Below are 21635 nucleotides of genomic sequence, written 5' to 3' on the forward strand. Positions count from 1 at the left end.
CAACCCGATAAGGGGCGCGGGGAACTGCGCGAGAAGCGGCCACCGGCCCGCACCCGGCAACGCTCCCAGGGGCGCGGGGAACTGCGCGACCAGCCCCCACCGGCCCGCACACGAACGACAACCCGATAAGGGGCGCGGGGAACTGCGCGAGAAGCGGCCACCGGCCCGCACCCGGCAACGCTCCCAGGGGCGCGGGGAACTGCGCGACCAGCCACGACGAGGGGCGCGCCCGACTTGCGGAGGTCAGATCAGCGGGGGTCGGCCGAGGCGTGTCATGCGCCACACCGTGCGCCACTTCATCGGCCGCCGCTCACCGGCCGACGTCCGCACGCCCTCCACAAAACCGGCCGCCCAAGCCCGCAACCCGCCCAGCGAACGAGTCCGCAGCAACGTGATCGCCGTCCAGACGCCCAGGTACACGGGGATCAGGAGGAGCGGAAGGCGCCGCCGGGCCAGCCACACCCGGTTGCGGGCCGTCATCCGGTGATAGACCGCGTGCCGCGCCGGAGACGTCTTCGGGTGCTGGAGCAGCAGCGACGGCTCGTAGAGAACCTTCCAGCCCGCGTCCAGCGCCCGCCACGCCAGGTCCGTCTCCTCGTGCGTGAAGAAGAAGTCGGCGGGCCAGTCGCCCGTCTCGGCGAGCATCTCCATCGAGAAGGCGTGCCCGCCGCCCAGGAACGCGGTCACGAGACCCCGCCGCATCGGGTCCTTGGCGCGCAGCCGCGGCACATGGCGGCGCTGCGTCTCACCGAGCTCGTCGGCGATGCGGAAACCGACGACGCCGAGCCGCGGATCCTCCGCGTACAGGCGCCGGATGGTGGAGAAGACGTCGGCCTCGACGAGCAGCCCGTCGTCGTCCAGTTCGACGGCCACGTCCACGTCACCGAACTCGCGCAGCCGGGCCAGCGCCACGTTGCGACCGCCCGGGCAGCCGAGGTTGTCGTCGAGTTCGACCGTCGTGACCTCGAAGGGGTAACCGGTGTACGTGGGCAGCACCGTGCCGTTGCCGATCATGACGACGCGGGCCGGCGGCGCGTCCTGCATGGCCACCGAATCCAGCAGCGCGTCCACGTCCTTGGGGCGGTTGCCCATGGTGACGATGGCCACGCCCAAGCGGGGGAGTTCGGAGATTCGGTGCCTGTCTGTCATGGCGGCGATGGTAGTCGTTCACCTTCGGCGCCCCGCACCCGCCGGTCAGACGCGCTCCAGCGGCCGGTGCGGGTGCGCGGGCAGCTCCACGTGCACGGCGTCGCCGGGCCCGACCGTCCCGCCCTCCCGTACGACGCTCATGACCCCGGCCTTGCGCACGATCTCCCCACTGTCCGGGTCCCGGCCCACGACCCGCTTGAGGAGTCCGTCCTGGAAGTCGTCGATCTGGCGGCAGGGGTTGCGCAGGCCCGTTATCTCGACGACCGCGCCGCCGTCGACGTCGCCGAACCGCAGCAGGGTGCCGGTGGGCAGGGCGAGCAGGTCGATGCCGCGCGTGGTGATGTTCTCGCCGAGTTCGCCGGGGCGCACCTGATGGCCCTGCCCCGCCAGCTCGGTGAACAACTCCTCGTGGATCAGGTGGACTTGGCGCAGATTCGGCTGCGTGGGGTCCTGGGCGACGCGGGACCGGTGCCTGACCGTGACCCCGGCGTGCACATCGCCCTCGACGCCGAGGCCCGCGAGGAGCGTGACGCGCTCGCGGTTCGGCTTCGTGAACGAGTACGTACCGTTGCTGCTGACCGCCGTGACGACGCCGTCCATGCCCGACTCCCTGACCGCTCGCGACCCCTGTGTCCTGCGGGCAGCGTAGTCAGTCCGTGCCGAGGGAGCGCTCGGCCAGCATCGCCACGTGGGCGGTGAGGGCGGCGCGGGCGTCGGGGGTGAGCGTGCCGAGGGCCACCATGGCCGTGACGATCACGTCGCACAGCTCCGACTCGACGTCCTGCCAGGTGTGGCTGTGGCCCTTGCGCGGGTTCTGGCCGACGGCCCCGATCACCGCCTCCGCGACCTCGCCGACCTCCTCCGACAGCTTCAGCACCCGCAGCAGCAGCGCCTCGTGGGGAGGTTTCCGGTTGTTGTCGTCGAGCCAGGCGCGCAGCCGGTCGACGGTGGTCCACAGGGCGGCGTCGGGATCGGCGGCGGGCTGGCCGGTGTCGCTCGTCATGGACGCCGAGTCTAGAGACAGGAGAGCCGAGTCTAGAGACGGGAGAAGCGGGGGAGCGGGGTACGGGGGAGCGGGGTGCGGGGGCGACGCCCTACGCCTCCGGCGCCGCCTCCTTGACCCGCTTGTTGCGCGAGCCGACCACCGCGAGCGCCGCCGCCCCCGCCCCGACGAGCGCCGCGGGCACCATCCAGTGCCGGTCGAGGACGTGGCCGAGCGCGCGGTCGAGGGAGTAGCCGCCGGGCCCGGTCACCGCCAGGCCCGCGGCGACGAAGCCGAGGAACGCCGCGTACTCGTAGCCGCCGTTCATCGCGAAGAAGCCGTTCGGGGCGTGCACGGCGGACGCCGCCACCATGGTCCCGGCCGCGGCGGCGCCGCCCACCGGCGTCGCGAGGCCGAGCGCGAGCAGGGCGCCGCCGCCCACCTCGCCGACCCCGGCGGCCAGCGCGCTCGCCCTGGCGGGGGTGAACCCCATGGAGTCCATGGCGGCGGCTGTGCCGGAGACCCCGCCGCCGCCGAACCAGCCGAGCAGTTTCTGCGCCCCGTGCGCCATCAGCACCCCGCCGGTGCCCGCGCGCAGCGCGAGCAGCCCGAGGCCGGTGCGGTCGAGACAGGAACGCCGGGAACGTATGCAGGAGGTCGTCATGGTTCCACCGTCCGCCCGGGGAGCGGCCGGCACCCGGTGGCCGGGCCCGTTCGGGTGGCGGCCCCCATCGGCCGGTGCCACGCTGACCGCATGCCCATCCAGACCGCGAAACTCAGCGACCCGGCGGTCCGCGCCTTCGTCACGGCGCTGAACGCCCACGACAAGAACGCCTTCCGGGCGGTCCTCGCCCCCGGCGCCACCATGGCGGACGACGGCACCGACCGGAACCTCGGCGAGTGGACCGACCGCGAGATCTTCGACTCGCACGGCCACATCGAGGTCGAGAAGGAGACGGCTCAGGGCCGCGGTCTCGTCGCCCGCTACCGCAACGACGCCTGGGGCGAGATGCGCACCCGCTGGACGTTCCAGGTGGAGGACGGCAAGGTCGCCCGGTTCGAGACAGGACAGGACTGAACACGCCGCTGTAGCGGGCCTGTTGACCTCGCGTGCACTTCAACTCCTAGCGTCCCCGCCCATGGACACCTTCAGCAGGACACTGGGCGGAAGCGGTATCGAGGTCAGCGCGCTCGGCTTCGGTTGCTGGGCGATCGGCGGCGAGTGGCAGGACCTGGACGGACAGCCGCTCGGCTGGGGCCGGGTCGACGACGAGGAGTCGGTGCGGGCCGTACGGCGCGCGCTCGATCTCGGCGTCACCTTCTTCGACACCGCCGACGCCTACGGCACGGGACACAGCGAGCGCGTGCTCGCCCGCGCCCTCGGCAAACACCGCGACGACGTGGTCATCGCCACCAAGTGGGGCAACGTCTTCGACGAGCGGACCAAGACGCTCACCGGCAGCGACGACTCCCCGGAGCACGCCCGCCGGGCCCTGACCGCCTCACTGACCCGGCTCGGCACGGACCGCGTCGACCTGTACCAGCTCCACATCGCCGACGCCGACCCGGAGCGCGCCGCCGAACTCCGCGACACCTGTGAGGAGTTCGTCCGCGAGGGGCTCGTACGCGCCTACGCCTGGAGCACCGACGATCCCGCACGCGCCCGCGTCTTCGCCGAGGGCGCGCACTGCGCCGCCGTGCAGCACCGCTGCAACGTCCTCCAGGACGCCCCCGAACTCCTCACCCTCTGCGAGGAGTTGGGGCTGGCCAGCATCAACCGCAGCCCGCTCGCCATGGGCCTGCTCGGCGGCGGCCACGGAACCGGCCGTCGGGCACCCGCCCCCGGCGACATCCGCAGCGCCCCGCCCGCCTGGCTCCCCGGCTTCGGTGCCGGCGGCGGCGCCGACCCGGAGTGGACCGCCCGCGTCGACGCCCTGCGCTCCGTGCTCACCAGCGGCGGCCGCACCCCGGCGCAGGGCGCGCTGGCCTGGCTGTGGGCCCGCAGTCCGCGCACCGTGCCCATCCCCGGGTTCCGCACGGTGGCCCAGGCCGAGGAGAACGCCGGGGCGCTGGCGCTCGGGCCGCTGTCCGCGGGGGAGCTGGCGCAGGCCGAGGCGATTCTCGGGCGTACGTGAATCAGCCCGGGCCCGCCGCGGCTGCGGGACCGGTCACGGGATCGGCACCGCCGTCCCGCTCACCCGCACCCGCGCGTCGCCCTCCCGCAGCGTCACCGTCAGCTCGCCGGGGCGGCCCATGTCGGTGCCCTGGTGCAGGGTGAGGACGGACTCGGCGGGCACGAAGTCGAGCGCGCGCAGATACGCGCCGAACGCCGCGGCCGCCGCGCCCGTCGCCGGGTCCTCCACGACCCCGCCCACGGGGAACGGGTCGCGGACGTGGAAGGTGAACTCAGCCTCGCGCCAGACGAGTTGGACGGTGGTCAGGTCCAGGCGGTGCATGAGTGCGGCCAGCCGGTCGAAGTCGTACGCCAGATCGGCCAGGCGCTCCCGGGTGCCCGCGGCGAGTACCAGGTGGCGGGCGCCCGCGTAGGCGATCCTCGGCGGGAACGCCGGGTCGAGGTCGGCGGCCGGCCAGTCGAGCGCGGCCAGCGCCTCGGCGACGTCCTCGTCCCGTACGTCCTCGATGTGCGGCTCTACGCTGGTCAGGGTCGCGCGCAGCGGGCCGCCGGTGCCGCCTGTGCCGCCGTCGACGGTCACCGGGACCTCGCCGGCCGGCGTGCGGAACAGGTAGTCGCCGGTGCCGTGCCGCTCCGCGAGGGCCACCGCGGTCGCCACGGTCGCGTGGCCGCAGAAGCTGACCTCGGCCTTGGGGCTGAAGAAACGCAGGTCGTACGTACGGTCGCCCGGGGCCGGGATCAGGAACGCCGACTCGCTGTAGCCCAGGTCGGCGGCGATCTTCAGCATGGTGTCGTCGTCGAGCGCCGAGGCGTCCAGGACGATGCCGGCCGGGTTGCCTCCGGCGGGGCTGGTGGCGAAGGCCGTGTAGCGCAGCGGGGTTGTCATGCGGGCATTGTCGCTCGGGTCCCTTGCGGCTTGCCCCGGGTTTTCGTCCGTCTGCGGCCCGGTGGCCTCTTCCCGCGCAGTTCCCCGCGCCCCTGAGGCAGGCGCTCCGCGCCGCCTCCCCGATGGAGGTAGCGCACGCAGTGCGCACCTCCAGGGGCGCGGGGAACTGCGCGAGAAGAGGCCACCGGCCGTCAGCTGACCGACAACCCGATAAGGGGCGCGGGGAACTGCGCGACCCAGCCACGGCGCAACCCGCACACGACCGCGAGGTCAGCCCCGCCCCACGTACGGCATGTTCGTGGCGAGCACCGTCGCGAACTGCACGTTGGCCTCCAGCGGGAGTTCGGCCATGTGCCGCACGGTACGGCCCACATCGGCCACATCCATCACGGGCTCCACGGCCAACTCCCCGTTGGCCTGGAGGATCCCACTGCGCATGCGCTCGGTCATATCGGTCGCCGCGTTCCCGATGTCGATCTGCCCGCAGGCGATCCGGTACGGACGCCCGTCCAGGGACAGCGACTTGGTCAGCCCCGTCATGGCGTGCTTCGTCGCCGTGTACGCGACCGAGTGCGGCCGCGGCGTGTGCGCCGAGATGGAGCCGTTGTTGATGATCCGCCCACCGTGCGGATCCTGCTCCTTCATCTGCCGGAACGCCGCCTGCGCGCACAGGAACGCCCCGCCCAGGTTGACGTCGACGACGTGCCGCCAGTCCTCGTAGGACAGCTCCTCGACCGGGACCCCGCCGGGCCCGAACGTCCCCGCGTTGTTGAAGAGCAGATCGAGCCGCCCGAACCGCTCCCGCACGGCGGCGAACAGGGCCGTCACGTCGTCGGGCCGCGACACATCGGTGCGCACGGCGAGCGCCTCGGCGCCGGGGGCCAGGCCCGCCGTCTCCTCCAGCGTCTCGACGCGGCGCCCCGCGAGGGCCACGCGCCACCCGGAGCGCAGCAGTTCCAGGGCGACGGCCCGGCCGATGCCGGAGCCCGCGCCGGTGACCACGGCGACCCTCGTCGATGCCGTTGCCGGTGCAGTGTGCGAAGCGTCCATGGCCGCAGGGTACGGGCGGCGCGGCCATCCGGAGATCACCGATCCGCCATGTGGCTGTTGTGTACGCGACAGTCGCGCGTCGTCCCGGGCCACTGCAATTCCCCTGACAGCACATGACAGCAGCAGTCAGGGGAGGGGCTCCATGTCACACGCACCCGAACTCCGCGCCGCAGCCCAGCACTTGGGCCGTCGCAGGTTCCTCACGGTCACCGGCGCCGCCGCCGCGCTCGCCTTCGCGACGAACCTGCCCACCGCGGGCACCGCGGCCGCCGCCGAGCTGGACGGCGCGAAGATCACCAGCGATCCGTTCACGCTCGGCGTCGGCTCCGGCGACCCGCTGCCCGACTCCGTGCTGCTGTGGACGCGGCTCGCCCCGGCCCCGTACGACGTGGGCGGCGGTCTGCCCGCGCAGCGCGTCGAGGTGAGCTGGGAGCTGGCCCTCGACGAACGCTTCAAGCGGATCGTCAGACGCGGCCAAGCCACCGCGCACCCGGAGTTCAACCACTCCGTGCACGTCGAGGTCTCCCACCTCGACGCCGGCCGGGTCTACTACTACCGCTTCCGCGCCGGTTCCTGGGTGAGCGGCACCGGCCGCACCCGTACCGCGCCCGCCGCCTCGGCCCGGCACGTCCCCGCGCTCACCCTCGCCGCCGTCTCCTGCCAGGCGTACCACGACGGCTACTTCACCGCGTACAAGCACCTCGCCGAGGACGACGTCGACGTGGTCTTCCACCTCGGCGACTACCTCTACGAGTACGCGGTCACGTCCGTCGGCGGCGCCCGCAAGTACACCGACCGGGTGCTGCCCGACGTCTTCAACCGGGAGACCGTCACCCTCGACGACTACCGGCTGCGCTACGCCCTCTACAAGTCCGACCCGGACCTGATCGCCGCGCACGCCGCCCACCCCTTCGTCGTCACCTGGGACGACCACGAGACCGAGAACAACTACGCCGACGACACCTCCGAGAACGACGACCCGCCGGCCGAGTTCCTGCTGCGCCGCGCGTCCGCGTACCGCGCGTACTGGGAGAACCAGCCGCTGCGCCGCCCGCAGCTGCCGCACGGGCCCGACGCCCAGCTCTACCGCCGCCTCCAGTGGGGCCGTCTGGCCCAGTTCGACATCCTGGACACCCGCCAGTACCGCACCAACCAGGCCAACGGCGACGGCTGGAAGTCCCCGACCCCCGAGTCCGAGGCCGCCTCGCAGACGCTGCCCGGCGCCACCCAGGAACGCTGGCTGATCGACGGGTGGCGCCGCTCGAAGGCCCTGTGGAACGTCGTCCCGCAGCAGGTCACCTTCGGCCGCCGCAACAACCCCGACGGCACCGACACCCTCTCCATGGACTCCTGGGACGGCTACCCGGCGTCCCGCTCGCGCGTCCTCCAGGGGGCCCGCTCCGCCCGCGTGGAGAACCTCATGGTCCTCACCGGTGATGTCCATGTCTCCTACGCCATGGACATCAAGCAGAACTTCGACGACCCGAACTCGGCCACCCTCGGCACCGAGATCGTCACGACGTCGATCACCAGCGGCAAGGACGGCTCCGCGAAGCCGTCCAACTGGGCCGCCTACCTGTCCCGCAACCCGCACATGAAGCACTACAACGGCCAACGGGGTTACGTGACCGTGGAGCTGGGTGATCGTGAGGCCCGGGCCGACTTCAAGACGGTCTCGGCGGTGACCGTCCCGGGATCCCCGCTCACCACGGCCGCCTCCTTCATCACCGAGGCGGGCAACCAGGGCCTCCACCAAGCCTGACCCCGGTGGGGGCCGGTCGCGCCTTGCGCTGCGCGCGGCTCATCCTGTTGTCGGGTGCGGCTCTCGTCGTGGCTGGTCGCGCAGTTCCCCGCGCCCCTGGAGATGCGCACTTCGTGCGCTACCTCCATAGGGGAAGCTGCGCGCAGCGCATGCTTCAGGGGCGCGGGGAACGGCGCGAGAAGCGGCCACCGACCCGCACTCTGCGACGAGCCCTTTAAGGGGCGCGGGGAACGGCGCGAGAAGCGGCCACCGACCCGCACTCTGCGACGAGCCCTTTAAGGGGCGCGGGGAACTGCGCGAGAAGCGGCCACCGGCGCGCGCACGACCGACAACCCGATCAGGGGCGCGGGGAACTGCGCGACCAGCCCCCACCCGCCCGCACCCGGCGACGAGACCTCACTGTTCCCCCGGGTACCGCACCCCCACAGCGTCCCGCACCCGGTCCAGCGTGCGCATCACGGCCAGGGTTCCGTCCAGCGGGACCAGCGGTGATTCGGTGTCGCCGGCCCGCAACCGGCCCATGACCTCCAGCGCCTCGTGCCGCAGCGAGTCCCGGGGCCCGTCCTCCGGCGAGGCGGTGAACTCCTCGGGCTCCCGCCCGTCCCGGTGCAGAACGAACCGCTCGGGGTGGAAGAACCCGCCCGGCACATCGATCCGCCCGGCGGACCCGGTGACCGACGCCGTGACGCCCGTACCGGCGTTGATCGCGCAGTGCAACAGCGCCCGCGCCCCGTTCGCCCAGGACAGCAGCATCCCGGTCTGGAGGTCGACCCCCTCGTCGGACAGCTGCGCCGACGCGGCGACCTCCTCCGGCTCCCCGAGCAGCAGATGCGCGAACGACACCGGATACACCCCGAGATCGAGCAGCGCGCCCCCGCCCTGCGCGGGATCCCGCAACCGGTGCGCGGGCGGGAACGGCCCGGCGAGCCCGAAGTCGGCCTGCACGGTGCGTACTTCACCGATCGCCCCGCCGTCGACGAGCGCCTTCAGCCGCCGGACGAGCGGATGGCAGTACATCCACATCGCCTCCATGAGGAACAGTCCGCGCGAACGCGCCAGCGAGACCAGCTCCCCGGCCTCCCGCGCGTTCAGCGCGAACGCCTTCTCGCACAGCACCGGACGCCCCGCCTCCAGACAGAGCCCGGCGGCCTGCCGGTGCGCCGAGTGCGGCGTCGCCACGTACACCACGTCGACATCGGAGTCCTCGGCCAGCGACGCCCAGTCGCCGTACGCCCGCGGGATGCCGAACCGCTCCGCGAACGCCTTGGCCGACGCGTCCGAACGGGAGGCCACCGCCACCACCTCGGCGTCCGGCAGATCGAGCAGATCCGCCGTGAACGACGCGGCGATACCGCCCGTCGCGAGAATCCCCCACCGCACGCGTTCCACTGTCATCGCTGCTCACCTCAGTTTGGTCTCGACCAGTCCGCCGAGCTGAGAGCATAGGTAATCGTACGTACGGCCGGGAGGGAGCCAGGATGACGGACAGGGCGGGCAGAGCGGTGCGGCAGGCGGTGGAAGCGAAGAAAGTCGGGGAAGTCGCGGCGCCGCGCCCGATCGCCGCACCCCGCGCGGCTGTTCGTACCGGACTCCTGGTCACCCTGGTGCTCGGCGGCCTGACCGCCGTGCCTCCGCTGTCCATGGACATGTACCTCCCGGCGCTGCCGGAGGTCACCGACTCCCTGCACGCCTCCACCGCCACCGCCCAGCTGACCCTCACCGCGTGCCTGACCGGCATGGCGCTCGGCCAGCTCGTCGTCGGCCCGATGAGCGACAAGTGGGGACGGCGTCGCCCGCTGCTCATCGGCCTGCTCGTGTACGTCGCCGCCACCGCGATCTGCGCGTTCGCGCCGAACGCCGCCCTGCTCATCGCCTTCCGGCTGCTCCAGGGCCTCGCGGGCTCGGCCGGCATCGTGATCGCCCGCGCCGTCGTCCGTGACCGCTACGACGGCATCGCGATGGCCCGGTTCTTCTCCACCCTGATGCTGATATCCGGCGTCGCCCCGATCGTCGCGCCCCTCATCGGCGGCCAGATTCTGCGCTTCACCGACTGGCGCGGCGTCTTCGTCGTCCTCACCGGCATCGGCATCGCGCTCACCGCGGTGGTATGGAAGTGCCTGCCCGAGACCCTGGAACCGGCCCGGCGGCACGGCGGCGGCGTCGGCACGGCGCTGCGCACCATGCGCGCCCTGCTCGCGGACCGCGTCTTCGCCGGGTACATGATCGCGGGCGGCTTCGCGTTCGCCGCGCTGTTCGCCTACATCTCCGCTTCCCCGTTCGTCCTCCAGGATCTCTACGGGGCGTCGCCGCAGACGTACAGCCTGCTGTTCGGGCTGAACTCGATCGGCCTGATCGCGGTGGGACAGATCAACGGCAAGATCCTCGTCGGCCGGGTCAACCTCGACAAGGTCCTCGGCATCGGCATAGCCCTGATCATCGCCGCGTCCGTCTTCCTGCTCCTCGTCGCCACCGGCACCTTCGGCACCCCGAAGGAACTGGGCCTGGTCCCCATCGCCGCCGGCCTGTTCGTCCTCATGGCGTCGATGGCGCTGACCACGCCGAACACCAACGCCCTCGCGCTGATGCGCACCCCGCACGCCGCCGGCTCGGCCTCCGCCCTCCTCGGCACGTCCTCGTTCCTCATCGGCGCGGTGGCGTCCCCGCTGGTCGGCATCACGGGCGCCGACGGCGCGCTGACGGCCGTACCGATGGCACTGGTCCAGCTCGCCGCCGGGCTCGCGGCGGCCCTCGCGTTCGTGGTGCTGTGCCGTCCCTGGCGGCGCACGGGGGAGGTGAGGGAGGCCTGAGCTCCCCAAGACTGAGACACGGCACGCCCGAGCGGGCCGGCCTCGACCCGGACCAGCTCGCCGTCCTCGTCCGCGAGGTGCGCCGGCTGCCCGACGGACCGCGGCCCTGGTGCGCGGGCGCCGTACTGCTCGCCGGACGCGGACCGGTGATCGCCGCCGAGGCCGTCAGCGGCTGGGCCGTGCGCTACGCCGCGTACGACGAGCGCGCCGACCGCGGTGTCGAACTCCCGCCGGACGCCCGCGTCCCCATGACCCTCGACACCGTCTTCGACCTCGCCTCCCTCACCAAGCTGTTCACCTCGATCGCCGCCGTGCAGCAGATCGAACGCGGCACCCTCGGCATCGACGCGCAGATCGGCGCCTACCTCCCCGACTTCACCGGCGCCGCCCGGCACGCCGTCACCGTCCGCCAGCTGCTCACCCACACCTCTGGCCTGCGCCCCGAACTCCCGCTGTACGAGGCCCGGAACCGGCCCGCCCGGCTCGCGGCCCTGCGCGCCGAGTTCCCCTCGTCGAAGCCCGGCCACTACCGCTACTCCGACCTCAACATGCTGCTGCTCCAGCACCTCCTGGAGCGCCTCACCGGGCGGACCCTGGACGCCCTGGTCCACGAAGGCATCACCCGCCCGCTCGGCATGACCGCCACCTCGTTCGGGCCGCGCCCCGAGGCCGCCGCCACCGAGGATCAGCGGCGGCCCTGGGCCAAGGTCGACCGGGGGCCGCTGCGGGGTGCGGTGCACGACGAGAACGCCTGGGCGCTCGGGGGCGTCGCGGGCCACGCGGGCCTGTTCTCCACGGCGCACGACCTGGCGGTCCTGTGCCGCACCCTCCTCAACGGCGGTTCGTACGGCACCGCCCGTGTCCTCGGCCCCGACTTCGTCGACCTGATGCTGCGCGCGCCCGGACTGGGCTTCCTGGTCGACCAGCCCTATTTCATGGGCGAGCTGGCCGGGCGCGGGGCTGCCGGGCACACCGGTTTCACGGGCACGTCCCTGGTCCTGGACCCGGTCACGGACACATTCCTGGTACTCCTGGCGAACACCGTCCACCCCCGGCGCCCCACCCCGGCGGACAGCACCCCCCGCGCCCGAGCGGCCACCCACCTGTCCCGAGCCGTGGTCCCCCTGGGCCCACCCGCCCCCTAGCCCGGCACCCCCCGTCGTTCGTCCGCGCCCCGGCGGCCGCTTCTCGCGCAGTTCCCCGCGCCCCTGAGATGCGCACTTCGTGCGCCATCTCATCAGAGACGTGCCGCCGTCCTTCAGGAGAGGCGCGCCCCGTGTCCCGGGTGGAGGCGCGCGCAGCGCAGCCTCCAAGGAGAGGCGGCGCGAAGCGCCTGCCTCAGGGGCGCGGGGAACGGCGCGAGAAGAGGCCACCGGCCCGCAGGCGGAGAACTACCTAGGGGCGCGGGGAACGGCGCGAGAAGCGGCCACCGGCCGTCAGCCGATCGACAACCCGACAGGGGCGCGGGGAACTGCGCGACCAGCCACGACGGACCGGCACCCGGCGACGGCCCGTAAAATCGCGGGGTGAACGCCCCCACCGACCACCCCGCCGACACCCTCCGCAAAGCCCTCGCCACCCTCCTCGAACACCTCCCGCCGAGCCAGGCGACCCGCGCAGTAGACCGCCTCATCGCGAACTACCGGGGCACCACCCCCACCGACGCCCCGATCCTGCGCGACCGCGCCGACGTCGCCGCCTACGCGGCGTACCGCATGCCGGCCACCTTCGAAGCGGTCCGAGCCGCCCTCGACGCCCTCGCCGACGCGGCCCCCGGCTGGACCCCCGCCGGGCACCTCGACATCGGCGGCGGAACCGGCGCGGCGGTCTGGGCCGCGCTGGACGTCTGGCCCGGGGAGCGCGCGACGACCGTCCTCGACTGGTCCGAGCCCGCGCTCGCCCTGGGCCGCGAACTGGCTGCCGCCGAGCCGCAGTTGGCGTCCTCGGTGACCTGGGAGCGGGCCCGCATCGGCGTGTCGTCCGAGCCGGCCCCCGCGGCCCTGGTCACGGTCTCGTACGTCCTCAAGGAGCTGACGGAAGCCGACCGCGCGAGCGTCGTCGACACCGCCGCGGGGACCGCCACCGACGCCGTGGTGATCATCGAGCCCGGTACGCCCGACGGCTACACCCGCGTCATCGAGGCCCGGGACCGCCTGATCGCGGCCGGGTTCCACATCGCGGCGCCCTGCCCGCACAGCGCGGCCTGCCCGATCGTGCCCGGCACCGACTGGTGCCACTTCTCGGCGAGGGTCAGCCGTTCTTCCCTGCACCGGCAGGTCAAGGGCGGGTCGCTGGCGTACGAGGACGAGAAGTTCGCGTATGTCGCGGCGACCCGTTCCGCCCCGGAGCCCGCCCAGGCCCGGATCGTCCGGAAGCCGCAGATCCGCAAGGGCCAGGTACTCCTGGACCTCTGCGAGGTCCAGGGCACCCTGACCCGCACGACGGTCACGAAGAAGCACGGGTCCCTCTACCGGGGTGCGCGGGACGCGGAGTGGGGCGACGCCTGGGGCGAGTGACCGTCCGCGCAGCCTCCCAGGGGCGAGCGAAGCTCGCTCCCAGGGGCGCGGGGAACTGCGCGAGAAGCGGCCACCGGCCCGCAGACGAAGGGCAACCCGACAGGGGCGCGGGGAACTGCGCGACCAGCCCCCACGCACCCGCGGACGAAGACCGGCCTACAGCCCCCGGAGCTCAAGCGTGCAGCACTTCACGCTCCCGCCCCCCTTCAACAACTCCCCGAGATCCATCCCGACCGGAACGAACCCGCGCTCCCGGAGCGGCTCGAACAACCCCACCGCGGCCTGCGGCAGCAGCACGTGCAGCCCGTCCGACACCGCGTTCAGGCCGAAGGCCACGGCATCGGCCTCACCCACGACGAGCGCCTCGGGGAACATCCGCCGCAGCACGGCCCGACTCCCGGCGGAGAACGCCTCGGGGTAGTACATGACCTCGTCCGCCGAGTCGTCCAGCACGGCCAGCGCGGTGTCCAGGTGGTAGAAGCGCGGGTCGACGAGATCGAGCCCGATCACCGGCCGCCCGAACACCTCCTGCGCCTCCCCGTGCGACAGCGGCGACGCCCGGAATCCGCGCCCCGCGAGCAGATAGGACGCGGTGACGGCGAAGTCGCCCTCGCCCTCGTTGACGTGCACCGGTTCGTGCACCTGCGCGTACCCCCGGCCCCGGAACCACTCCAGGTGCGCGGCGGCCTCCAACTCCCGCTCGGGGTGGGCGAACCGCGCCCCGAGCACCCGCCCGTCGACGACCGTCGCCCCGTTCGCGGCGAACACCATGTCGGGCAGACCGGGCCGCGGGTCGAGGACCTCGACGGTGTGGCCGAGCGCGCGGTACCGGTCCCGGAGGTCCTCCCACTGCGCGACGGCGAGGGGGACGTCGACGGGTTTCGCCGGGTCCATCCACGGATTGATCGAGTACGTGACCTGGAAGTGCGCCGGTGGGCACATCAGATAGCGCCGGGGTGTGGCGCGCCGGTCGGCGATACGCGGATTACGCAATGAGGGCTCCTCACGACCGCAGGGCTGTTGTCGCCCATGGTGCGGCCGGAGGAGCCCTCCGGGCTGTGAACCGAACGGGTGGTTCACAGCGGTGCGGCCGGGTCATGACGCGTCGTGTCCGCCGCGCCCTTCCTGGAGTTTGCGCAGCAGCTCCCGCTTCTGCGCGACCGGGTCGGCGCCCCCGCCGACCTGCCCGCTCCGGCCGCCGCCGCGCAGCGCCTTGCGGGAGAGCTTGCTCCGGGTTCCGCCGACGCCCAGCATGCCGCCTGCTCCACTTCGGGTCATGGTGTTCTCCTTCGTACCGTCGAACACGGTGGCGAGACGTCTCGTCTCGCTCGCTCACCTGCCCCACTGTGAACGAGACGCTCCGTCTTGTCAATGGATTATGAGACGGAACGTCTCGGTTCGCTCGCTGCTACATTCGAACCATGGCAGCCACACAGACGTCCTCGGACAAGAAGACGCCCCCCGACAAGAAGGCGGCGCCCGACTCCACCCGCCGCAGCGAACGCTCCCGCCACGCCATCTACGACGCGGCCCTCTCCCTCGTCGGCGAGATCGGCTACCCGCGGACCACCATCGAGGGCATCGCCGCCCGGGCCGGCGTCGGCAAGCAGACGATCTACCGCTGGTGGGGATCGAAGGCCGAGGTCCTCCTGGAGGCCTTCCTCGATCTCGGCGAGCAGGCGGCCCGCGAGGCCGGCGGGGCCGACGCGTACGTCATCCCCGACACCGGCGACCTCGCCACCGACCTCAAGCACGTGCTGCGCCTCACCGTCGACCAGCTCACGGACCCCCGGTTCGAGGCCCCGTCGCGCGCCCTGGCCGCCGAGGGCGTCGTCAACGAGCAGGTCGGCCGGAACTTCACGGAGAAGCTCCTCATGCCGTCGCTCCAGCTGTACGTCGACCGGGTGCGCGCCGCGCAGGAGGCCGGCCAGGTGCGCGCGGAGATCGACCCGCGCATCGCCCTCGAACTCTGGGTCTCGCCGCTCGCCCAGCGCTGGCTCCAGTTCACCGGCCCGATCTCGCTCGAGTACACCGACACCCTCGTCGACTACGCCCTCTACGGCATCGCGCCCCGATGAGGCGTGCGGGCCAGCAGCCCCGGCGCGTCCGAGATGACCCCGTCGCAGCCGAGCCGCAGCACGCGGTCCCGCTCCCGCGGCGTGTTCACCGTGTGCGCCCACACCCGCGGCACCCCCGACCTGACCGCCCGCACGAGATCCGCGTCCCGCGCCCGGTAGTCCATGTCGAGCACGTCGACGTAACCGGCCCAGCGGGCGGGCCGGTCCGTGCGCATCTGCCGTGCCGAGCGCCAGAGCTGGGCGATCAGGCCCAGCTGATGGGCCCGGTGCGCGAGGGTCGGCCGGTTGGAGTTGACCAGCACGGACCGGGTCAGGCCGCGCGCGCGGATCAGCCGGGCGAGCCGGGTGAGGCTGTCGGGATCCTTGGCCTCCAGCATCAGCACGGTGCGGCCGCCGAACCGGTCGAGCACCTCCGCGACCGTCGGCGGGCGCTCGGCACGCCAGTGCCCCGGCAGCGCCGCCCGGGGCCGCAGCCGCACCTTCTGCCAGCCCCGCAGGTCGAGCCCGCGCACCGGCCCCGCCGACGTGGTCGTGCGGTCCAGGGTCCCGTCGTGCATCACCACGAGAGTGCCGTCGCGCAGCATCCGCGTATCGAAGTCGAGCACCTGCGCGCTGCCGCGCCCGTACGCCGCCGCGAGCCCCGCCATGCTGTTCTCCGGCACCTCCAGAGCGCCGCCGCGATGAGCCGTGTACGTCACCCGGGGCAGGGCGTCGAGGGTGGGCGGAGCGCTGCCCCACTCCAGCGGGGCGACGAACGCCAGACCGCTGGCGGAGAGCAGGACGGCGACCCCGGCGAGCGGCACCGCCCTGCGGAGCGGGGCGGCCAGGGCGATCACAGCGATCATGCGCACCAAAGTAGAGCCACAAATGCCGCGAATCCCGTCAATGGTGGTGATGACACCTCATGACGGTGTCCCCGGTACCCCCGGATGTGGACTGTGGCCACCCGAGGAGCAGGATGGTGGGAGCATGTTGGTCCGGGATTCATCCCGTACCCGTCGGCGGCACAGGCCGCCGTGGTCGGCACGAGGGCGACGACGAGGAGATAGATGGGCACGGAGCGGAGCGGACGGTACGGACTGGGCCGGATCTCCCAGTGGCTGAAGAGCGCCCGGGCCCCCAAGGAGCCGGAGGCCGACACCGACCGCGAGCCGCTGCTGCTGGCGGCCGCCGACGCCGGACTTCCGCTGGCCCCGGCCGCGTACCCCTCGGACTACCGATGTTCGTGCAACCGCATAGGCTGCCCGACCCCCGGCCGGCACCCGGTCTCCTTCGCCTGGCAGACCCAGTCCACGACGGACCGCGCCCAGATCGAGCGCTGGGCCAGACATCAGCCCCAGGCCAACTTCATCACCGCGACCGGCATGGTCCACGACGTCCTGGACGTGCCCACCGAGGCCGGCCAGGAGGCCCTCGACCGGCTGCTCTCCTCCGGTGTCGACGTCGGCCCGGTCGCGCTCTGCGGCGACGACCGCATGCTCTTCTTCACGGCGACCCGGGGCACCCCGGACGACGAGGACGAGTGGTGGCCCTGCGAGCTGGACTGCCACCCCGAGACGATGGACGAACACCCCGGCCTGCGCTGGCACTGCCGCGGCAGCTACGTTCTGATCCCGCCGGCCCGCCTCCCCGCCGACCAGTCGGTGCGCTGGCTCCGCGGCCCGGAACACCCGCTCCCGGACCCCCTGACCCTCCTGGAACCCCTGACGGACGCCTGCGCCCGCTACGCAGGAGCAGAACCCGACTTCACCACGGCCTGGCCCTAAAGCGCCCCGTAAGGGGCGCGGGGAACTGCGCGAGAAGCCCCACGAACCGGCACCCGGCAACGAACCCCACTGGGGCGGACGCCCCCGATCAGGACCCCTCGGCCGACGTGATCCCCTCGACCCGGGCCAGCACGTCGACCCCCGAACCGGCGGAGCCCTTCGTGGGGACGATCGCCGCCTGATTCGACACATACCCATACGTAGCGGCCTGCTTGGCGTCCCCCGACATCAACGCCTTCACACTGGCGTTGATCGTCGGCAGATCGCTCCCCGGCGAAGCGGTCTGCTTCTCGTACCGCCGCGTGGTGAAGAAGACGAGCGCCCCGCCGTCGGTGGTGCGCAGCCCGACGGGCGCGTAGTCGCCGGACGTGAGCGGCTCGTCGATGTACTGCGTGGCGAGGCCGGGCCGCGAGAGGTTCTTCTTGCGGTTGGCGAGCCACTGCGTGGTGAACGCCCCCTCGGCGAACCCGTCGCCGCCGCCGGTCTTCGGGTCCAGATAGTCGGCGTACTTCTTGCTGAGCGTCGACGGCTTCACCGCGAGCCCGGCCGAGTCGTCGGAGACCGCCTCGCCGTAACCGTCCGCGTCCGTCTTGAACTTCGGCACCGTGCCGTCGCGGAACAGCGTCAGGTACGACACCGCCCACGGTTCGCTCACGTCGTCGCGGGTGAAGACCATGACCCAGCGGTAGTCCGGGAACCGGTTGTTGTCGGAGTCGGCGACGAACCAGCGCGGCCAGCCCGCCTTCTTGGGGATGGTGTACTTCGTGTCCGTGAGCTTCAGCGCCCGGGGGTTGTTGTTGCCGTCCGGGTTGAGCTTGTGCGCCGCCTTCAGCTTCGCCGTGTCGATCGCGGCGAGCGGCCCGGTGACGTACGGGGCGTCGGCCGAGCGGTCGTACGTCTTCTCGGCCTTGAGGTACGCCGACACGAACGTGTCCAGAGCGCGCGCGGCCTGGGCCTTCGTCGACGTCGGGACGATCTCCAGCTCCCCGTGCACGGTCACGCAGCCGCTCGCCGTGAGGGACAGCGCCACCGCCGCCACCGCCGTCGCGGCGGGCCTGCCGAGCCTGTTCGTGACCTTGCTCATGACGTTGACTTCACCCTTCGCTCCCCTGCCCCTGCACGGGGCCGAACCCTACCGGGAAGAGGAAGCCTCCACTGCCCCGGCCCTCTCGGAACGCTCGCCCGAGTAGCTGAGGAAGAACGCCATCGTCGGAATCAAGTACAGGCACCAGACGACGACTTGCAGGACCGTGGGGTCGGGCTGGAAGTTGAAGACGCCCTTGAGCAGGGTGCCCAGCCAGCCGTCGGGCGCGATCGTCCCGCTGATGTCGAAGGCCAGGGTGTTGAGACCGCCGATGAAGTCGGCCTCCTGCAAGTCGTGGAAGCCGTACGCGAGGACACCCGCGGCCACGACGACGAGCATGCCACCGGTCCACGTGAAGAACTTCGCCAGGTTGATGCGCAGCGCGCCCCGGTAGAACAGCCAGCCGAGCACCACGGCGGTGGCGAGGCCGAGCAGCGCGCCGGTCACCGGTTCCGTCGTGCCGTTGCTGGTGGCGTGCACCGCCGTCCACACGAACAGCGAGGTCTCCAGACCCTCTCGGCCCACCGCCAGGAACGCGGTGACGACCAGCGCCGCCGTGCCCATGCTCAGCGCCGAGTCCAGCTTGCCGTGCAGCTCCGACTTCAGGTGCCGGGCGGTGCGCCGCATCCAGAACACCATCCACGTCACCAGGCCGACGGCGATGATCGACAGCGAGCCGCCGAGCGCCTCCTGCGCCTTGAACGTCATCTCCTGCGAGCCGAACTCCAGGCCCGCGCCGAACGCCAGCGCCAGCAGCACGGCGGCCCCGATGCCCAGCCACACCGGCTTCAGCGCGTCCCTGCGGTCCGTCTTCACCAGGTAGGCGACGAGGATGCAGACGATGAGGCTGGCCTCCAGGCCCTCGCGCAGCCCGATCAGATAGTTCGCGAACATCCCTCACACATCCTTCGCTGCGAAGAGGCCGCGGCCCCACCAGTCACTCGCGTCCCGCACGCCCGGCGGCACCGCGAACACCGCGGACCCGACGTGCTGGATGTACTCGTTCAGCGCGTCGTGCGCCGAGAGCCCGCGCTGCACGGGGATGAACCCCTGGCGCACGTCCTTCTGGTACGCGAGGAAGAACAGCCCCGCGTCGAGCCGGCCGAGCCCGTCCGTGCCGTCGGTGAACGAGTAGCCGCGGCGCAGGATCGTCGCCCCGTGGTTGGAGTCGGGGTGCGCGAGCCGCACGTGCGCGGTCGGCTTCATCGCCTTCAGGAACGGCTCGTCGCGCTCCTTCGCCTTGCCCACCGGCGCGCCCTCGCCCTTGTCCCGGCCGAAGACGTCCTCCTGCTCCTGGAGCGAAGTGCGGTCCCAGGTCTCGATGTTCATGCGGATGCGGCGGGCCACGAGGTAGGAGCCGCCCGTCATCCAGCCGGCGTCCTTGTCGGTGACCCACACGTGCTGGTCGAGCCGGGCCGTCTCCGTGCCCGCGATGTTGCGGGTGCCGTCCTTGAAGCCCATGAGGTTACGCGGGGTCTGCGCGTCCGGCGTCGTCGACGACGTCTTGCCGAAGCCCAGCTGCGACCAGCGGATGGCGACCTTGCCGAAGCCGATCCGGGCCAGATTGCGGATCGCGTGCACCGCGACCTGCGGGTCGTCGGCGCAGGCCTGGACGCACAGATCGCCGCCGCTGCGCGCCTTCTCCAGGTTGTCGCCGGGGAACTTCGGCAGCTCGACCAGGGCCGGGGGCCGCCGGTCCGCGATCCCGAACGCCTTCCCGTACCGCTCGAAGAGGGAGGGCCCGAAGCCGATCGTCAGGGTGAGCCGGGACGGCTTGAGGCCGAGCGCCTCGCCGGTGTCGTCCGGCGGCGCCTCGGCGAGCCCGCCGTACGCGCCCTCACCGACCGGCCGCCCCTCGGTCATCAGGGCGGCGGCCTTCGTCCAGTCCTTCAGCAGCTGGACGAACTCCTCGCGGTCGTCGGTCTTCACGTCGAACGCGGCGAAGTGCAGCCGGTCCTGGACGGCCGTGGCGATGCCCGCCTGGTGCGCGCCGTGGAAGGGGACCGCCCGGCCCGACTCGGCGGCGGGCGCCATGTCCGCGCCGTCGTCGGACCGGGTCAGCGCGACGGCGCCGCCCGCCGCCGCGGCCCCGAGCGCGAGCCCGGCACCGCCGACGGCGAGCAGGGCACGCCGGGAGGGCGCGGGGGAGTCCGGGGACTGCGGGGAGCCTGGGGTGTCCGGGGAGTTGTCCGTCATCGGGGCGCTCCTGCTTCCTGCTCAGCTGCTACTTGACGACGGCCGCGGCGAGCTTCGACAGCGGCTCGGCGAGCGCGTTGACGCCGTCGGACAGCTCCTTCTGGTCCGCCTTGCCGACCTTGTCGTAGGAGATGAAGTCGTACGAGGAGGTGTCGCCCTTGTCGGTGCGGTACTTGTCGAGGAGGGCGTCGAGGGCGGCGAACTGCTTGTCGAGGTCCTTGGTGAGCGCGGCGTCGTTCTCCGAGGCGACCGGCTTCAGCAGCTCGTACGCCTTCTCCGCGCCCTCGACGTTGGCCTTGAAGTCGACCAGGTCGGTGTGCGAGTAGCGCTCCTCCTCGCCGGTGACCTTGCCGGTGGCGACCTCGTCGAGGAGTTCCTTGGCGCCGTTGGCCATGGAGGTGGGGGTGATCTCGGCCTTGCCGACGCGCTGCTGCCAGTCGGTGAGGTCCTTGTCGAGCTGCGTGGCGAGCGCCTTATCGGCCGCGCCGATCTTCTTGTCCTGCCACAGCGCCTTCTCCAGGCGGTGCCAGCCGGTCCACTTCTGGCCCTCTTCGAGGCCGTCGGCGCGGGTGTCCGTCAGCGGGTCGATGTCGCCGAACGACTCGGCGACCGGCTCGGTGCGCTCCCAGCCGATGCGCGAGGGGGCGTACGCCTTCTTCGCTGCGTCGAGGTCGCCCGCGCGGACGGCGTCGGTGAAGACCTTCACCTTCGGCAGCGTCGCGTCGGCCTGCTCCTGCACGTACTGGCGGTAGCCGGCGACGGCCTTGTCCAGGCGCGGGTCGCGCTTGGCGGCCTTGCCGCCGGTGGCCTGCACGTCCTGGCGGTGGCCCTTGCCCTTCATGCCGGGTATGCAGGCGATGCGGTAGTCGCCGCTCTTCACCTCGGCGGTCAGCGTGTGCTTGGTGCCGGGGCCGATGTTCTCGCGCTCGGAGACGATGCGGTCGTCGGGGAAGAGGATCTCCACCTCGGTGACCCGCGAGCCCTTGTTCTCGACCGCCAACTCGACGTGCCCGGCCGGGAACTTCGTCTTCGACACCTTGCAGCCGTCGTCGGTCGCGGTCACCTCGATCGCGCCGGAACCGCCGCTCTTGGCGTCGCTCTTCTCGGTACAGCCCGTGATGACGGTCAGGGCCGCCACCGTGGCGACGGCGGTGGTGACGGAGAAACGGACGGCTCGCATGCGGGCTCCAAGGGGGCGTACAGAAAGTGCACAGCTCGACTAAGG

22 protein-coding genes are annotated in these 21635 nt (G+C 72.3%); 8 read left to right on the forward strand and 14 right to left on the reverse strand.

Annotation, left to right across the window (positions count from 1 at the left end; genetic code table 11):
- Positions 1–243: 243 nt before the first annotated feature.
- The 4 genes from ACFVDP_RS42460 to ACFVDP_RS42475 all read right to left on the reverse strand — a co-directional run bounded on the left by ACFVDP_RS42460 (position 244) and on the right by ACFVDP_RS42475 (position 2795).
- Positions 244–1149 (reverse strand): glycosyltransferase family 2 protein, encoded by a 906-nt coding sequence (locus tag ACFVDP_RS42460; protein WP_383502831.1) that lies wholly within the window; start codon positions 1147–1149, stop codon positions 244–246.
- Between the two features lie 45 nt (positions 1150–1194).
- A complete protein-coding gene (locus tag ACFVDP_RS42465) occupies positions 1195–1749 on the reverse strand; it encodes an MOSC domain-containing protein (RefSeq protein WP_383502834.1) in 555 nt (184 codons plus the stop codon).
- Positions 1750–1798: 49 nt separating this feature from the next.
- Positions 1799–2152, reverse strand: coding sequence for a MazG-like family protein (locus ACFVDP_RS42470; protein WP_383502836.1), 354 nt, complete (start codon positions 2150–2152; stop codon positions 1799–1801).
- Between the two features lie 91 nt (positions 2153–2243).
- Positions 2244–2795 (reverse strand): DoxX family protein, encoded by a 552-nt coding sequence (locus tag ACFVDP_RS42475; protein WP_383502838.1) that lies wholly within the window; start codon positions 2793–2795, stop codon positions 2244–2246.
- A gap of 90 nt (positions 2796–2885) precedes the next feature.
- Between ACFVDP_RS42475 and ACFVDP_RS42480 the strand changes: the two genes are divergently transcribed.
- Both ACFVDP_RS42480 and ACFVDP_RS42485 read left to right on the forward strand, forming a co-directional pair.
- On the forward strand, positions 2886–3209 hold the full coding sequence (locus ACFVDP_RS42480; protein WP_383502841.1) for a nuclear transport factor 2 family protein: 324 nt from the start codon (positions 2886–2888) through the stop codon (positions 3207–3209).
- 61 nt (positions 3210–3270) lie between these two features.
- Entirely contained in the window at positions 3271–4266 is a 996-nt protein-coding gene (locus ACFVDP_RS42485; RefSeq protein ID WP_383502844.1) for an aldo/keto reductase, read from the forward strand.
- Positions 4267–4299: 33 nt separating this feature from the next.
- Here ACFVDP_RS42485 and ACFVDP_RS42490 read toward each other — a convergent pair whose 3' ends face one another.
- Together ACFVDP_RS42490 and ACFVDP_RS42495 are read right to left on the reverse strand one after the other, a co-directional pair.
- Positions 4300–5151, reverse strand: a complete 852-nt coding sequence (locus ACFVDP_RS42490) for a PhzF family phenazine biosynthesis protein (protein WP_383502847.1) — start codon at positions 5149–5151, stop codon at positions 4300–4302.
- A 270-nt stretch (positions 5152–5421) separates the two neighbouring features.
- Positions 5422–6201 carry an SDR family oxidoreductase gene (locus tag ACFVDP_RS42495; RefSeq protein WP_383502850.1) on the reverse strand — a complete coding sequence of 260 codons (780 nt, stop codon included), beginning with the start codon at positions 6199–6201 and terminating at the stop codon, positions 5422–5424.
- A 142-nt stretch (positions 6202–6343) separates the two neighbouring features.
- On the opposite strand from ACFVDP_RS42495, the gene ACFVDP_RS42500 reads away from it, so the two are divergent.
- Positions 6344–7963, forward strand: coding sequence for an alkaline phosphatase D family protein (locus ACFVDP_RS42500; protein ID WP_383502853.1), 1620 nt, complete (start codon positions 6344–6346; stop codon positions 7961–7963).
- 396 nt (positions 7964–8359) lie between these two features.
- On the opposite strand, the gene ACFVDP_RS42505 is transcribed toward ACFVDP_RS42500, so the two are convergent.
- On the reverse strand, positions 8360–9358 hold the full coding sequence (locus ACFVDP_RS42505) for a Gfo/Idh/MocA family protein (protein WP_383502856.1): 999 nt from the start codon (positions 9356–9358) through the stop codon (positions 8360–8362).
- Between the two features lie 83 nt (positions 9359–9441).
- Here ACFVDP_RS42505 and ACFVDP_RS42510 point away from each other — a divergent pair, with 83 nt between their 5' ends.
- The 3 genes from ACFVDP_RS42510 (at position 9442) to ACFVDP_RS42520 (ending at position 13286) form a co-directional block, all read left to right on the forward strand.
- Complete coding sequence (locus tag ACFVDP_RS42510) at positions 9442–10770, forward strand: multidrug effflux MFS transporter (protein ID WP_383502859.1); 1329 nt, start codon at positions 9442–9444, stop codon at positions 10768–10770.
- A complete protein-coding gene (locus tag ACFVDP_RS42515; protein WP_383502862.1) occupies positions 10728–11915 on the forward strand; it encodes a serine hydrolase domain-containing protein in 1188 nt (395 codons plus the stop codon). Before ACFVDP_RS42510 ends, ACFVDP_RS42515 begins: the two co-directional genes overlap by 43 nt.
- 381 nt (positions 11916–12296) lie before the next feature.
- Positions 12297–13286 carry a small ribosomal subunit Rsm22 family protein gene (locus tag ACFVDP_RS42520; RefSeq protein ID WP_383502865.1) on the forward strand — a complete coding sequence of 330 codons (990 nt, stop codon included), beginning with the start codon at positions 12297–12299 and terminating at the stop codon, positions 13284–13286.
- 156 nt (positions 13287–13442) lie between these two features.
- Here ACFVDP_RS42520 and ddaH read toward each other — a convergent pair whose 3' ends face one another.
- Together ddaH and ACFVDP_RS42530 are read right to left on the reverse strand one after the other, a co-directional pair.
- Positions 13443–14279 (reverse strand): dimethylargininase, encoded by an 837-nt coding sequence (ddaH, locus tag ACFVDP_RS42525; protein WP_383502868.1) that lies wholly within the window; start codon positions 14277–14279, stop codon positions 13443–13445.
- A 102-nt stretch (positions 14280–14381) separates the two neighbouring features.
- Positions 14382–14564, reverse strand: a complete 183-nt coding sequence (locus ACFVDP_RS42530; protein WP_383502871.1) for a DUF6243 family protein — start codon at positions 14562–14564, stop codon at positions 14382–14384.
- 143 nt (positions 14565–14707) lie between these two features.
- Here ACFVDP_RS42530 and ACFVDP_RS42535 point away from each other — a divergent pair, with 143 nt between their 5' ends.
- Positions 14708–15364, forward strand: coding sequence for a TetR/AcrR family transcriptional regulator (locus ACFVDP_RS42535; protein ID WP_383502874.1), 657 nt, complete (start codon positions 14708–14710; stop codon positions 15362–15364).
- Here the strand turns inward: ACFVDP_RS42535 and ACFVDP_RS42540 are convergent.
- Positions 15343–16209, reverse strand: a complete 867-nt coding sequence (locus ACFVDP_RS42540) for a glycerophosphodiester phosphodiesterase (RefSeq protein ID WP_383502877.1) — start codon at positions 16207–16209, stop codon at positions 15343–15345. The two genes, ACFVDP_RS42535 and ACFVDP_RS42540, sit on opposite strands and share 22 nt — an antisense overlap.
- A 204-nt stretch (positions 16210–16413) precedes the next feature.
- Here ACFVDP_RS42540 and ACFVDP_RS42545 point away from each other — a divergent pair, with 204 nt between their 5' ends.
- A complete protein-coding gene (locus ACFVDP_RS42545) occupies positions 16414–17130 on the forward strand; it encodes a bifunctional DNA primase/polymerase (protein WP_383502880.1) in 717 nt (238 codons plus the stop codon).
- Between the two features lie 88 nt (positions 17131–17218).
- On the opposite strand, the gene ACFVDP_RS42550 is transcribed toward ACFVDP_RS42545, so the two are convergent.
- Genes ACFVDP_RS42550 through efeO form a run of 4 tightly spaced genes read right to left on the reverse strand, consistent with a single transcriptional unit; the run spans position 17219 to position 21590 of the window.
- On the reverse strand, positions 17219–18214 hold the full coding sequence (locus ACFVDP_RS42550; RefSeq protein WP_383502883.1) for a hypothetical protein: 996 nt from the start codon (positions 18212–18214) through the stop codon (positions 17219–17221).
- A 48-nt stretch (positions 18215–18262) separates the two neighbouring features.
- Positions 18263–19108, reverse strand: a complete 846-nt coding sequence (gene efeU, locus ACFVDP_RS42555) for an iron uptake transporter permease EfeU (RefSeq protein WP_383502885.1) — start codon at positions 19106–19108, stop codon at positions 18263–18265.
- A 3-nt stretch (positions 19109–19111) separates the two neighbouring features.
- Positions 19112–20410, reverse strand: a complete 1299-nt coding sequence (gene efeB / locus ACFVDP_RS42560; protein ID WP_383502888.1) for an iron uptake transporter deferrochelatase/peroxidase subunit — start codon at positions 20408–20410, stop codon at positions 19112–19114.
- A 28-nt stretch (positions 20411–20438) separates the two neighbouring features.
- Positions 20439–21590: an iron uptake system protein EfeO gene (efeO, locus tag ACFVDP_RS42565; RefSeq protein ID WP_383502891.1), complete on the reverse strand. Its 1152-nt coding sequence runs from the start codon at positions 21588–21590 to the stop codon at positions 20439–20441.
- Between the last annotated feature and the right edge of the window lie 45 nt (positions 21591–21635).

Origin of the sequence: Streptomyces sp. NPDC057694, from assembly GCF_042799415.1 — a bacterium.
Lineage (GTDB): Bacteria > Actinomycetota > Actinomycetes > Streptomycetales > Streptomycetaceae > Streptomyces.

Excerpts from the sequence above, each read along its gene's own strand:
- ACFVDP_RS42485 (WP_383502844.1), top strand. The coding sequence starts at position 3,271 with ATGGACACCTTCAGCAGGACACTGGGCGGAAGCGGTATCGAGGTCAGC.
- ACFVDP_RS42510 (WP_383502859.1), top strand. The coding sequence starts at position 9,442 with ATGACGGACAGGGCGGGCAGAGCGGTGCGGCAGGCGGTGGAAGCGAAG.
- ACFVDP_RS42460 (WP_383502831.1), bottom strand. The coding sequence starts at position 1,149 with ATGACAGACAGGCACCGAATCTCCGAACTCCCCCGCTTGGGCGTGGCC.
- efeO (WP_383502891.1), bottom strand. The coding sequence starts at position 21,590 with ATGCGAGCCGTCCGTTTCTCCGTCACCACCGCCGTCGCCACGGTGGCG.
- ACFVDP_RS42550 (WP_383502883.1), bottom strand. The coding sequence starts at position 18,214 with ATGAGCAAGGTCACGAACAGGCTCGGCAGGCCCGCCGCGACGGCGGTG.
- ACFVDP_RS42505 (WP_383502856.1), bottom strand. The coding sequence starts at position 9,358 with ATGACAGTGGAACGCGTGCGGTGGGGGATTCTCGCGACGGGCGGTATC.
- ACFVDP_RS42470 (WP_383502836.1), bottom strand. The coding sequence starts at position 2,152 with ATGACGAGCGACACCGGCCAGCCCGCCGCCGATCCCGACGCCGCCCTG.
- ACFVDP_RS42500 (WP_383502853.1), top strand. The coding sequence starts at position 6,344 with ATGTCACACGCACCCGAACTCCGCGCCGCAGCCCAGCACTTGGGCCGT.
- ACFVDP_RS42495 (WP_383502850.1), bottom strand. The coding sequence starts at position 6,201 with ATGGACGCTTCGCACACTGCACCGGCAACGGCATCGACGAGGGTCGCC.
- ACFVDP_RS42480 (WP_383502841.1), top strand. The coding sequence starts at position 2,886 with ATGCCCATCCAGACCGCGAAACTCAGCGACCCGGCGGTCCGCGCCTTC.
- ACFVDP_RS42545 (WP_383502880.1), top strand. The coding sequence starts at position 16,414 with ATGGGCACGGAGCGGAGCGGACGGTACGGACTGGGCCGGATCTCCCAG.
- ACFVDP_RS42530 (WP_383502871.1), bottom strand. The coding sequence starts at position 14,564 with ATGACCCGAAGTGGAGCAGGCGGCATGCTGGGCGTCGGCGGAACCCGG.
- efeU (WP_383502885.1), bottom strand. The coding sequence starts at position 19,108 with ATGTTCGCGAACTATCTGATCGGGCTGCGCGAGGGCCTGGAGGCCAGC.
- ACFVDP_RS42540 (WP_383502877.1), bottom strand. The coding sequence starts at position 16,209 with ATGATCGCTGTGATCGCCCTGGCCGCCCCGCTCCGCAGGGCGGTGCCG.
- ACFVDP_RS42475 (WP_383502838.1), bottom strand. The coding sequence starts at position 2,795 with ATGACGACCTCCTGCATACGTTCCCGGCGTTCCTGTCTCGACCGCACC.
- ACFVDP_RS42490 (WP_383502847.1), bottom strand. The coding sequence starts at position 5,151 with ATGACAACCCCGCTGCGCTACACGGCCTTCGCCACCAGCCCCGCCGGA.
- ACFVDP_RS42535 (WP_383502874.1), top strand. The coding sequence starts at position 14,708 with ATGGCAGCCACACAGACGTCCTCGGACAAGAAGACGCCCCCCGACAAG.
- ACFVDP_RS42465 (WP_383502834.1), bottom strand. The coding sequence starts at position 1,749 with ATGGACGGCGTCGTCACGGCGGTCAGCAGCAACGGTACGTACTCGTTC.
- efeB (WP_383502888.1), bottom strand. The coding sequence starts at position 20,410 with ATGACGGACAACTCCCCGGACACCCCAGGCTCCCCGCAGTCCCCGGAC.